Annotated in this window: 9 protein-coding genes; 7 read left to right on the top strand and 2 right to left on the bottom strand. The window is 71.7% G+C overall.

The window, feature by feature from the left end; translation table 11 throughout:
* Window positions 1-48: 48 nt before the first annotated feature.
* On the bottom strand, window positions 49-1,476 hold the full coding sequence (locus tag GGQ61_RS16610; RefSeq protein ID WP_183775274.1) for an amidase family protein: 1,428 nt from the start codon (window positions 1,474-1,476) through the stop codon (window positions 49-51).
* The gene (dapB, locus tag GGQ61_RS16605; RefSeq protein WP_183775651.1) at window positions 1,476-2,246 is read right to left on the bottom strand and encodes a 4-hydroxy-tetrahydrodipicolinate reductase; all 771 of its coding nucleotides are present in this window, start codon (window positions 2,244-2,246) and stop codon (window positions 1,476-1,478) included. The genes GGQ61_RS16610 and dapB overlap by 1 nt, the downstream gene beginning before the upstream one ends.
* 180 nt (window positions 2,247-2,426) lie before the next feature.
* On the opposite strand from dapB, the gene GGQ61_RS16600 reads away from it, so the two are divergent.
* From GGQ61_RS16600 to GGQ61_RS16570, 7 genes are all read left to right on the top strand, one after another.
* Window positions 2,427-3,854, top strand: a complete 1,428-nt coding sequence (locus tag GGQ61_RS16600) for a DUF4153 domain-containing protein (RefSeq protein ID WP_183775272.1) — start codon at window positions 2,427-2,429, stop codon at window positions 3,852-3,854.
* A gap of 5 nt (window positions 3,855-3,859) precedes the next feature.
* Window positions 3,860-4,558: a response regulator transcription factor gene (locus GGQ61_RS16595; RefSeq protein ID WP_246370995.1), complete on the top strand. Its 699-nt coding sequence runs from the start codon at window positions 3,860-3,862 to the stop codon at window positions 4,556-4,558.
* Window positions 4,555-6,120, top strand: coding sequence for an ATP-binding protein (locus tag GGQ61_RS16590; RefSeq protein WP_183775269.1), 1,566 nt, complete (start codon window positions 4,555-4,557; stop codon window positions 6,118-6,120). Before GGQ61_RS16595 ends, GGQ61_RS16590 begins: the two co-directional genes overlap by 4 nt.
* A gap of 88 nt (window positions 6,121-6,208) precedes the next feature.
* Window positions 6,209-6,412, top strand: a complete 204-nt coding sequence (locus GGQ61_RS16585) for a hypothetical protein (protein ID WP_183775267.1) — start codon at window positions 6,209-6,211, stop codon at window positions 6,410-6,412.
* Between the two features lie 45 nt (window positions 6,413-6,457).
* Window positions 6,458-7,747: a S41 family peptidase gene (locus GGQ61_RS16580; protein ID WP_183775265.1), complete on the top strand. Its 1,290-nt coding sequence runs from the start codon at window positions 6,458-6,460 to the stop codon at window positions 7,745-7,747.
* A 99-nt stretch (window positions 7,748-7,846) separates the two neighbouring features.
* On the top strand, window positions 7,847-10,135 hold the full coding sequence (locus tag GGQ61_RS16575; RefSeq protein WP_183775263.1) for an NADP-dependent malic enzyme: 2,289 nt from the start codon (window positions 7,847-7,849) through the stop codon (window positions 10,133-10,135).
* 93 nt (window positions 10,136-10,228) lie between these two features.
* Window positions 10,229-11,560, top strand: a complete 1,332-nt coding sequence (locus tag GGQ61_RS16570) for an Hsp70 family protein (RefSeq protein WP_183775261.1) — start codon at window positions 10,229-10,231, stop codon at window positions 11,558-11,560.
* The last annotated feature ends 10 nt before the right edge of the window (window positions 11,561-11,570 follow it).

Below are 11,570 nucleotides of genomic sequence, written 5' to 3'. Positions count from 1 at the left end.
GCGGCAAGGGTACATGGCGCGGCGTTGCATGCAAGGGTTGCGGGTCGCTCACCCCGGCGGCGGGGCGACGTAGCCGCCGAGGGCTTCGTCGATCGCCTGGGCGATGGCGAGGGTGCGGGAGTCGGCGCCGTGCGGGCCGATGATCTGGGCGCCGACTGGCAGGCCGCTGGCGGCCAGGCCGGCCGGGATGGTTGTCACCGGCAGGTGGCAGGCGGTGGCCAGCGCGATCCAGTTCAGCATCGCCGGATAGGCGATGGCCGCGCCATCGCTGGTCTTCAGCCTGCGGCTGGCGAACGGCTTGTGGTCGTGCGGAAAGGCGACGGTCGGGGCGACCGGCGCCAGGATGGCGTCGAAGGCCTCGAAGGCTTCCGCCATGGTGCTGCGCAGGCGGGCGCGGACCTCGTCGGCGGCGATCCACTCGGCGTGGCTGGCGGTGTAGGCTCGGGTCAGGCCGGCCCAGGATTCACGCCGGGCGCCCAGCGCCAGGGCGATGGCGGCCGGGCCGCGTATCCGGCGCATGGCGGCCTGGGTGGTCGGCGGCATATCGGTGGCGACCAGCGAGCCGAGCAGCACGCGATAGGCGTCCATCAACTGGTCGAGCGGGGCCGGGGCCGAGATCGGGCGCACTTCGACCCCGGCGGCGCGCAGCCGGCCGGCGAGGTCTTCCAGCACGGCGCGGACCTCGGGATCGAGCGGAAAGCCGTCCAGCCAGAGGCCGAGCTTGAGGGTCCTGAGGTCGGCGAGCTCGGCCTTGGCCGGGACGCCCTCGGCCAGGATCGACAGCAGCAGCCGCAGGTCGCGGGCCGAGCGGGCCATCGGGCCGACGACGTTGAGGTCGCGTTCGGCGTGGGTTCCGGGCGCGGGCGGAATGTGGCCGACCTGCGAGACGAGGCCCCAGGTCGGCTTGTGCGAGAAGACGCCGCAGAAGCTGGCCGGGACGCGCAGCGAACCGCCGATGTCCGAGCCGATCTCCAGGGCGGTGACGCCGGCGGCAAGGGCGGCGGCCGCGCCGCCGGACGAGCCGCCGGGCACGCGGGTCCGGTCCCAGGGATTGTTGGTGACGCCGTAGAGCGGATTGAACGACTGCCAGTCGGCGGCCATCACCGGCACGTTGGTCTTGCCCCAAATCACCGCCCCGGCCCGGCGGGCGGCGGCGACCACGGCGGCGTCGTCCGGCTTGCGCCGGCGCAGGGCCTCGATCCCCGACGAGGCGGCCATGCCGATTACGTCGAAGGTGTCCTTGATGGTCATCGGCAGGCCGGTCAGCGGCCCCCCCGCGCCCTTGGCGCGCAGATCGTCGGCGGCCTTGGCCAGGTCCAGCGCCCGCTCCAGGTCGGCGGCGACCACGGCGTTGAGCCGGGCGTGGGTCTGCTCATGGCGGGCCAGCGACAGCTTGAGCAGTTCGACGGCGGAGACCTCCTTGGCCCTCAGCGCCGACAGTTGTCCGGTGGCGTCGCGGGCGAGGAGGTCGGCCATCATTTCAGCCCCAGGACGTCCTGCATGTCGTAGAGGCCGGGCGGCCGGCCGGCGACCCAGCGCGCCGCCTCGACCGCGCCGCGCGCGAACAGGCCGCGGTCGCGGGCCGAGTGGCTGAGGGTCAGGATCTCGTCCTCGGCCGCGAAGATCACCGAGTGCTCGCCGATGATGCCGCCGCCGCGGATCACCGAGAAGCCGATCTCGCCGGTCGGCCGCGCGCCGGTGATGCCGTCGCGCACCCGCTGGGCGACGTCGGCCAGGGCGACCTGGCGGCCGCGGGCGGCGGCCTCGCCCAGCATCAGGGCGGTGCCCGAGGGCGCGTCGACCTTGCGCTTGTGGTGGCTCTCGGTGACCTCGATGTCGTAGGCGTCGGCGTGCAGCGCCTTGGCGGCCTGGGCGACCAGGCCCATCAGCATGTTGACCCCCAGCGAGTAGTTGCCGGCGAACACGATCGGGATCGACTTGGCCGCCGCCTCGATGGCCTCGATCTGCTGCGGCGAGGCGCCGGTCGAGCCGATGACCAGGGCCGGGGCGCCGCGGGCGGCGGCGGCCTGGGCCAGCGCCACCGAGGCGGAGGGCGTGGTGAAGTCGATGACCACCTGCGCCTTCTCCAGCGCCTGATCGAGCGGCACGAGCCCTTCGCCTTCTGCGCCGGGACGGTCGAAGCGGGCGGCCAGACGCACGTCGGCGCGGTCGGAGACGACGGCGCTCACGGCCTGGCCCATGCGGCCGAGCGCGCCGGCCACGGCGATGTCGATGGGACTGGACAGGGGGAGGACTCCGACGCGGCGAAAAACTTGAGCGCGCTAGTCTCCCGTCCTGGCGGTCGCGGTCAAGGCGCCAGCCTGCACGGCTTCTGCACGGCAACGCCTTGGGCCGTGGACGGCGGCTCCCGCAGGGCTGGAAGCCGGCGGGCGATAGCTGGGCCACCTGCAACCGGAGCCGTTCGCATGACCGCCCGCTCGTTCCGCCTCAAGACCGTGTTGGCCGCCGGCTTGGTCGCGCTCGCCGACCTGCTGCTGTTCGACCACGAACTTGGGGCCAATCTCGGGCTGCTGATGCTGGCGGCCCTGGCCGTCGCGGCGTCGGCCCACCCTGAGACTTGGCGCGACCGGCGGGCGCTGGCGGCGTTCGCTCTCGCCGGCGGCTTCGCCCTGCTGCTGATCGACCGGCCGGGACTGATCGCCTGGGTCATGGCGGTGCTGGCGCTGGGCGTGGCGGTGTTGTCGCCGCGGGCCGATGCGCGCAGCGACGTGGCCGACTGGGCGCTGCGGCTGCTGCGGGCGGGGCTGATGTCGGTTCCGGCCCCGGTGCTGGACATCCGCCGCGCCGCCGCGAGAGGCGGGCGGCTCGGCGCGGTGCGGCGGGCGCTGGTCGCCTCTGCGCTGCCGGTGATCGGCGGGGCGGTGTTCCTGGGCCTGTTCGTGCTGGCCAATCCGGTGATGGAGGCGGCGCTGGCCGCTTGGCGGCTGCCGCCGCTCTCGCCGGCGCGGCTGCTGTTCTGGGCCTGGATGGCGATGGTCGCCTGGGCGCTGCTGCGGCCGCGCGGGGCGCGGCGGCGGTTCGCGCCGGCCTGGCGCAGCCGCGGGCCGGGGACCGCCTCGGCGTCGGTGACCGTTTCGCTGGTGGTGTTCAACGCGCTGTTCGCGCTGCAGAACGGCCTCGACCTCGCCTTTCTATGGAGCGGCGCGCCGCTGCCGGAGGGGGTGAGCTTTGCAGAGTATGCGCACCGCGGCGCTTACCTGCTGATCGTCACGGCGCTGCTGGCCGGCGGCTTCGTGCTGGTCTTCCTGCGACCCGGGGCGGCGCAGTCGCGGGCGGTGCGTCGGCTGGTGATCGCCTGGGTGGCGCAGAACCTGCTGCTGGTGGCCTCCAGCGCCCTGCGCACCCTCGACTATGTCGAGGCCTATGGCCTGACCCAGCTGCGGATTTCGGCGCTGATCTGGATGGGGCTGGTCGGGCTCGGGCTGGTGCTGATCTGCGTGCGCCTGGTGCGGGAGAAGAGCGCCAGCTGGCTGATCGGCACCAATGCGGCGGCGCTGGCGGTGGTGCTCACCGCGGTGGCGGTCGCGGATATCGGGTCGGTGGCGGCGGGCTGGAACGTGCGCCATGCGCGCGAGGCGACCGGCGATCCGCGCGACCCGAGCCTGGATCTCGTGCATCTGCGTGAGCTGGGTCCGGCCGGGCTGGTTCCGCTGAGCGAGCTGGCCCGCCGTCCGCTGCCGCCGGCCCTGGCCGCCGAGGTGCAGGCGGCGCAGCGCCGGACGCAGGCCGAGCTGGCGGCGCGGCAGGCGCACTGGCGGACCTGGACCTGGCGCGGTCAGCGGCGGCTGGATGCGGCGGCCGCATTGACGGGGCCCGTGCAAGCCGGAACATGACGCGCATGGCCAAGATCCTGATCGCCGACGACGACCCGCATATCCGCCAGCTGCTGGCCTTCGCGCTGGAGAAGGCCGGGTTCGAGGTGGCCGAGGCCGAGGACGGCGAGGCGGCGCTGGAGAAGGCCGAGAGCGCGGCTCCCGACCTGCTGGTGCTCGACATCAACATGCCGCGGATGAGCGGGCTGGACGTCTGCCGCCAGCTGCGGGCGAAGAGCGAGCTGCCGATCCTGATCCTGTCGTCGCGCGACGAGGAGATCGACCGGGTGCTGGGCATCGAGCTCGGCGCCGACGACTACGTGGTCAAGCCGTTCAGCCCGCGCGAGGTGGTGGCGCGGGTGACCGCGATCCTGCGCCGGGCGCGGCCTGCGCCGCCAGCCGCGGGCGGCGGGGAGGTGGCGCGCGGGCGGCTGAGTCTCGACCCCGACGCCTGGCTGGCGCACTGGGACGGCCAGCCGCTGGCGCTGACGGTGACCGAGTTCGGCATCCTGCGGACCCTGGCCGCGGCGCCGGCCAAGGTGTTCACCCGCGACGCGATCATCGACCGGCTGCGCGGGCCGGGCTTTGCGATCACCGACCGCACGGTCGACAGCCACGTGCGCAATCTGCGCGGCAAGTTCGCGGCCATGGGCGCGCACGACGTGATCGAGACACGGTCCGGGGTCGGCTACCGGCTGGGGGCCTGCCTGGGCCAGGGCGCGTGATCGGCACGGTCAAGACGTTCCTGAAGCGGCGCTGGCCGCGGCTGCGGCTGCGGGTGATCCTGTTCGCCGTGCTGTTCTTCGCCGCCGCCATGCCGGGGCTGAGCGCGATCTTCCTGCGGGTCTACGAAAACACCCTGGTGCGCCAGACCGAAGCCGAGCTGGTCGCGCAGGGCGCGGCGATCGCGGCGGCCGCCGCGGTCGGCTGGCCCGGGGCGCCGCCGCCGGTCGCCGCCAGCGCCCCGGCCCAGGGCCGCTATGCGCCCGAGCGAAGCACCATCGACCTGCAGGCCTCGCCGCTGCTGCCCGAGCGTCCGACACCGACGCCGAGCGGCCCGCCGGATCCGACGGCGGCGGAGGTCGCCCGGCGGCTGGAACCGATGATCGACCAGACCGTGCGCACGACCCTGGCCTCGGTGGTGCTGCTCGACGCGCGCGGAACGATCGCGCCGGACGGCGGCTCGCTCGCGGCGCTGCCCGAAGTGCGCTCGGCCCTGGCCGGGGATCCCGACACGGTGTTGCGGCGGGTCGGCGACTATCGCCCGCGCTATTCGCTGGAGTGGCTGAGCCGGGCGTCGGGCCTGCGGCTGCACCATGCGCGGCCGATCGAGGTCGACGACCGGGTGGTCGGGGTGGTGCTGCTGTCGCGCTCGCCGCGGGCGCTGTTCCGCGGCATCTACGAGGACCGCGGCAAGATCGCCATCGGCGTGGTCGGGATCGCCGCCCTGCTGGTGGTGCTGGCGGGCCTGGTCTCGCGCGGGGTGACGCGGCCGATCGAGGAGCTGAGCGCGGCCTCGCGGCAGGTGGCGGCGGGAGGGGTGCAAACCCTGGAGACGCCGACCACGGCGGCGGTCGAGATCCAATCGCTCTACGAGGACTTCCGGGCGATGTCGGCGGCGATCGAACGGCGCAGCGGCTACCTGCGCGATTTCGCCGCCTCGGTCAGCCACGAGTTCAAGACCCCGCTGGCGGGGATCAGCGGCGCGGTCGAGCTGTTGCAGGACCACGGGGAGGAGATGAGCCCGCAGGAGCGCTCGCGGTTCCTCGGCAACATCGCCGCCGACTCCGCGCGGCTGTCGCAGCTGGTCACCCGGCTTCTGGACCTGGTGCGGGCCGACATGGCGCGGCCTGAGGCGGGACTTTCGACCGACGCCGGCGTGGCGGTGCAGCGGGCCGCGGACGCCATGAATGTCGGCGGTTTTCACGTGGCGACGTCCGTTCAGCCCGGCCTGCCGTCGGTCGCCGTGCCGGCCGCCACCATCGAGGCCGTGGTCGGGGTGCTGCTGCAGAACAGCCGCCAGGCCGGCGCGCGCCAGGCCGGCATCTCTCTGCGGACGCTCGACGGCCAGGTGCTGATCGAGGCGGCCGACGACGGGCCGGGGGTCAGCGCCGCCGACGCCGCGCGGCTGTTCGAGCCGTTCTTCACAACACGCCGCGCGCAGGGCGGAACCGGTCTGGGCCTCTCCATCGCCCGCTCGCTGCTGGCGGCCAATGGCGGGACGATCGAGCTGGCGCATAGCGACCGCGGCGCCCGGTTCGTCGCGACCCTGCCGCCGGCCGCCTAAAGCGTCTGCACAAAATCTCCTTGGCTTGCGCAGGCGCGGCTGCACGTCGGCCCGCGATGCTCGTCTCGCATCACGGAGGAGGATCGAGATGGTCGAGCAAGGCTACGAGGTGGTGATCGAGCAGGGCGGCGAGCGCTGGAGCTGGAGCCTGCGCGCCGACGGGGTGGTGGCCGCCAGCGGCCCGGCCGAAAGCGAACAGACCGCCGAGCGGTCGGGCGCCTTCGCCGCCGCGGCGCTGTCGGCCTTGGCCCGCATCCGTCGCCGCGACCTGGCGCAGGTCGCCGCAAAATAGCCCAGCTTGGGCTGGACGAGGTTCGCCGAACCGGAGATTCCAGCCATGAAGCTGTTGACCGCCCTGAGCCTGAGCGCCGCCCTGATGGCCAGCGCGGCGCCGGCCCAAACCCCGATCAAGCCGCGCGCCAAGGTCGAGGCGCTGGCGGCGGCGATCGACGCGCAGTTCTACGATCCTGGCCGGGCGGCGAAGATCGCCGGCGAGCTGCGCGCGGAGGCGGGAAAGGGAACCTACGACAAGCTGACCGACCCGCGCGACTTCGCCGCCGCCCTGACCGAGCGGCTGCGGCCGCAGGACGGCCACTTCGCCGTCAGCTGGACGCCGCCGGCTCCGGCGGCTGCGACCGCCGCGCGCGGCCCCAGCGGGCCGCCGCCGTTCCTGTCGCGGCGCGGCGGCTACGGCTTCGTGGCGGTCAGGGTGCTGCCGGGCAATATCGGCTACATCGACATGCGCGGCTTCGCCGATTTCGCAGCCGACGGCGACCAAGCCGCGCGGCAGGCGGCCGACGCAGCCCTGGCGCTGGTCGCCGGGACCGACGCGCTGATCTTCGACCTGCGCGACAACGGCGGGGGCTCGCCGGCCATGGTCGGCTACCTGATCGGCCATTTCGTCCCGGAGGGGGCGAAGATTTACAACACCTTCAAGACCCGCGGAGAACCCGACAGCGACGAGGCGCCGCACGTGCCGATCGCCGGGCAGCGGCGGCTCGACGTGCCGCTCTATGTGCTGACCAGCGGGCGCACAGCCTCGGCCGCCGAGAGCTTCGCCTACACCCTGCAGGCGGCGGGGCGGGCGACTGTGGTCGGCGAGCCCTCGGCCGGCGGGGCCAACCCCGGCGGCGCCGCCGCTCTGGGCGACGGGCTCTCCGTGTTCATCTCGTCGGGCACGCCGATCAATCCGATCACTGGCAGGAACTGGGAGGGGACGGGCGTGACGCCCGACGCGGCGGTTCCGGCGGCGCAGGCGCTTGATCGAGCTCAACAATTGGCGCTCACCAAGCTGGCCGCCGCACCGCTCGGCGAGCCGGTGCGGACCGAGAACCGCTGGGCGCTGGAGGCGCTGTCGCCGCCGCCGACCATCGCCGCCCAGGCGCTGGCCCGTTACGAGGGCGTCTATGGTCCGTACCAGGCCAAGGTCGTGGGCGGCCGGCTGCAGCTGCAGGTCGGCCGGCGGCCGCCGAGCGTGCTGGTCCCGCTCGACGACGCGGGTCTGTTCCATGTCGAAGGGGCGCCCTCGCGGCGCGTCCGCTTCGATGAGACGGCGCTGGTTTTCCTGTCTCCGGACGGGTCGCAGACGCGGCAACAACGCAACGGCGCCGCGACGGGAGCAAGCTAGGACAGCGTTCGGCGGTTGTCAGGGCGCGCTGCGGCTCTATAGGTTGGCGCCCCTTCAGTCCAAGCGGGCCCTTAGGGGCCAAGAGGAAACGCCGCGCCTATGAGCGACGCCGAGAAACGCACCTTCACCGACGAGGAAGCGCTGAGCTTCCACAAGCACCCGACCCCCGGGAAGATCGCCATTGCGCCGACCAAGCCGATGGCCACCCAGCGGGACCTGTCGCTTGCCTATTCGCCGGGCGTGGCCATACCGGTGCTCAAGATCGCGGAAGATCCGGAGACCGCCTACGACTATACTTCCAAGGGCAACCTTGTGGCGGTGATCTCGAACGGCACCGCGATCCTCGGGCTGGGCAACCTCGGAGCCCTGGCCTCGAAGCCGGTGATGGAGGGCAAGAGCGTCCTCTTCAAGCGCTTCGCCGACGTCGACTCCATCGACATCGAAGTCAGCGCCACCGACCCCGACGAGATCATCACGGTGGTCAAAAACATCGGCGTGACCTTCGGCGGCATCAATCTCGAGGACATCAAGGCCCCCGAGTGCTTCCGCATCGAGACCGAGCTGCAGGAGCTGCTCGACATCCCGGTGTTCCACGACGACCAGCACGGCACGGCGATCATCTCGGCCGCCGGCCTGATCAACGCCTGCGCCATCACCGGCCGCGACATCTCGCAGATCAAGGTGGTGCTGAACGGCGCCGGGGCGGCGGGCATCGCCACCATCGAGCTGATCAAGGCCATGGGCGTGTCGCCCGGGAACGTCATCGCCTGCGACTCCAAGGGCGTGATCTATCGTGGCCGCGCCAACGACATGAACCAGTGGAAGAGCGCCCACGCGGTCGAGACCGACGCGCGCACGCTCACCGAGGCGCTGCAGGGCGCGGACGTGTTCATCGGTCTGTCGGTCAAGGGCGCCCTGACTCAGGACATGATCAAGGCGATGGCCCCCAAGCCGATCATCTTCGCCATGGCCAACCCCGATCCGGAGATCACCCCGGAAGAGGTCTACGCCGTCCGCTCCGACGCCATCGTCGCCACCGGCCGCTCGGACTATCCCAACCAGGTCAACAACGTCCTGGGCTTCCCCTACATCTTCCGCGGCGCCATGGACGTGCGCGCCCGCCGCGTGAACATGGAGATGAAGATCGCCTGCGCCCGCGCCCTGGCCGAACTGGCCCGCGAGGACGTGCCGGACGAGGTCGCCGCGGCCTATCACGGCACCCAGCTGAAGTTCGGGCCGCAGTACATCATTCCGACGCCGTTCGACCCCCGGCTGCTGACCTATATCCCGCCGTTCGTCGCCCAGGCGGCGATGGACACCGGCGTGGCGCGCAAGCCGATCGAGGACATGGACGCCTATCGGCACTCGCTGGCCCAGCGCCTCGACCCGACCGCGGCCTTCCTCCAGAAACTGCAGGGCGCGGTGCTGAAGGCGCCGAACAAGCGCATCGTCTTCGCCGAGGGCGAGGAGCCGACGGTGATCCGCGCGGCGCACGCCTTCGAGGCCGCGGGCCTGGGCCACGCGATCCTGGTCGGCCGCGACGAGCTGGTGAAGGAGAACATGATCGAGGTCGGGCTGGACCCGGCCGAGACCAAGCTCGAGATCATCAACGCCCGCGTCTCGCGCCATAACCCCGAGTTCGTGGACTTCCTCTACGAGCGGCTGTCGCGTCAGGGCTACCTGAAGCGCGATGTGCAGCGGCTGATCAACCAGGACCGCAACTCGTTCGCCGCCTCGATGGTGGCGCTGGGCTATGCCGACGGCATGGTGACCGGCGTGACCCGCTCCTACGACCAGGTGCTGGAAGAGGTGCTACGGGTGATCGACCCGGCGCCGGACGGCCGCATCATGGGCATGAGCGTCGTGCTGGCCAAGGGCCACACCCTGTTCATCGCCGACACCAACGTCACCGAGATGCCCGAGGCCGAGGAACTGGTGGAGATCGCCTGCGAGGCGGCCCGCACGGTCAAGTCGCTGGGCTATGTGCCGCGGGTGGCGTTCATGTCCTACTCGACCTTCGGCAACCCGATGGGCGTGCGTTCGGAAAAGGTGCGCGACGCAGTGGCCATGCTCGACATGATGGACGTCGACTTCGAGTACGAAGGCGAGATGCCGCCGGAGCTCGCGCTCGACCCCAGCAAGCGGGTCAACTATCCGTTCATGCGCCTGACCGGCCCGGCCAACGTGCTGATCATGCCGGCCATCCACTCGGCGGCGATCTCGACCCAGCTGGTGCAGTCGCTGGGCGGCGCCACGGTGATCGGGCCGCTGCTGCTGGGCCTGTCGAAGTCGGTGCAGATCGCGCCGCTCTCGGCCTCGGTCTCCCGCGTTCTGCAGATGGCGACCCTGGCCGCCTACGAGCAGGACGCCATCGAGGCGCAAGCGTGAGCCTCGCGCTCAACACGTTGAACTAACCAGCCGTCCGCTCCTCGGGGTGCGGGCGGCTTGGCCGTCCCACCCCGAAGCAAAAGGAGCGCGACCATGACCGGTCTCAGCATCGGCATCGACTTCGGCACGACCAACACGGTCGTCGCGCTCGCAGGGGCCGACGGGCCGGCGCACCTGGTGAAGTTCCCGGCCCCGGACTCTCTTGGTTTGTCCGGCGCGGGACGCGCCGGTGGGGAAGTGTTCGCCTTCCGCTCGGCGCTGTCGTTCTACGCCCCGCCGGACCTGCCCAACGAGCGCGAGGTCGAGGCCGGGCCGTGGGCGATCGAGGCCTATGTCGAAGACCCGCTTGAGACGCGGTTCATCCAGTCGTTCAAGAGCTTCGCGGCTTCCGAGAGCTTCACCGAGACCCAGATCATCGGCCGCCGTTATCAGTTCGAGGACCTGCTCTCGGCTTTTCTGCTGAAGCTGCGCGAGCACGCGGGCGAGGACCTGGCCCGGCTGCCCAAGCGGGTGATCGTCGGGCGGCCGGTCACCTTCGCCGGCGGAGCGCCGAACGAGGAGCTCGCCCTGACCCGCTACGAGACCGCGTTCAAGCGGCTGGGGTTCGAGGAGATCCTCTATTCGTACGAGCCGGTCGGGGCGGCGTTCTTCTTCGCCCGCGAGCTGCAGGAGGACGCCACCGTGCTGGTCGGCGACTTCGGCGGCGGCACCAGCGACTTCTCGATCATCCGCTTCACCCGCGAGAACGGCGAGATCCGCTCGACGCCGCTGGGCCGGGCCGGTGTTGGCGTAGCCGGCGACGCGTTCGACTATCGGATCATCGACAACCTGGTCTCGCCGGAGCTGGGCAAGGGGTCGAGCTACAAGTCGTTCGGCAAGATCCTGCCTGTGCCGAACCGCTACTATTCGACCTTCGCGCGCTGGGACCAGCTGGCGCTGATGCGGGCCAGCCGCGACATGCGCGAGATCCGCAAGCTGGTGCGCGAGGCTGTCGAGCCCGAGAAGATCGAGCGGCTGGTCGAGGTGCTGGACGAGAACTACGGCTATCGCCTCTATCGGTCGGTGTCGGCGCTGAAGGAGGCGCTGTCCTCGCAGGAGGCGGCGCAGTTCCAGTTCGCGGCCGGCACCATCGACATCAGCCGCCAGGTCGAGCGGGGCGAGTTCGAGGACTGGATCGCGCCGGAACTGCACCTGATCGAGGACGCGGTCGACCGGGCGATGAGCGACGCCGGCCTCAACGCCGGCGGCGTCGACCGGGTGTTCCTGACCGGCGGTTCGTCGCTGGTGCCGGCGGTGCGGGACATCTTCTACCGGCGGTTCGACGCCTCGAAGATCGAGAGCGGTTCGGAACTGGAGTCGATCGCCTCGGGGCTGGCGCTGATGGGCCGTGAGCGCGACCTGACGAAGTGGGCGCGCGGGGCGTAGGGAGCCGTAA

Origin of the sequence: Phenylobacterium haematophilum (assembly GCF_014196295.1) — a bacterium.
Taxonomy (GTDB): domain Bacteria; phylum Pseudomonadota; class Alphaproteobacteria; order Caulobacterales; family Caulobacteraceae; genus Phenylobacterium; species Phenylobacterium haematophilum.
Note: the sequence above shows the minus strand (reverse complement) of the source record. Positions and strands in the feature narration are given on the sequence as shown.

Excerpts from the sequence above, each read along its gene's own strand:
- GGQ61_RS16600 (WP_183775272.1), top strand. The coding sequence starts at position 2,427 with ATGACCGCCCGCTCGTTCCGCCTCAAGACCGTGTTGGCCGCCGGCTTG.
- GGQ61_RS16575 (WP_183775263.1), top strand. The coding sequence starts at position 7,847 with ATGAGCGACGCCGAGAAACGCACCTTCACCGACGAGGAAGCGCTGAGC.
- GGQ61_RS16570 (WP_183775261.1), top strand. The coding sequence starts at position 10,229 with ATGACCGGTCTCAGCATCGGCATCGACTTCGGCACGACCAACACGGTC.
- GGQ61_RS16610 (WP_183775274.1), bottom strand. The coding sequence starts at position 1,476 with ATGGCCGACCTCCTCGCCCGCGACGCCACCGGACAACTGTCGGCGCTG.
- GGQ61_RS16595 (WP_246370995.1), top strand. The coding sequence starts at position 3,860 with ATGGCCAAGATCCTGATCGCCGACGACGACCCGCATATCCGCCAGCTG.
- GGQ61_RS16585 (WP_183775267.1), top strand. The coding sequence starts at position 6,209 with ATGGTCGAGCAAGGCTACGAGGTGGTGATCGAGCAGGGCGGCGAGCGC.
- GGQ61_RS16580 (WP_183775265.1), top strand. The coding sequence starts at position 6,458 with ATGAAGCTGTTGACCGCCCTGAGCCTGAGCGCCGCCCTGATGGCCAGC.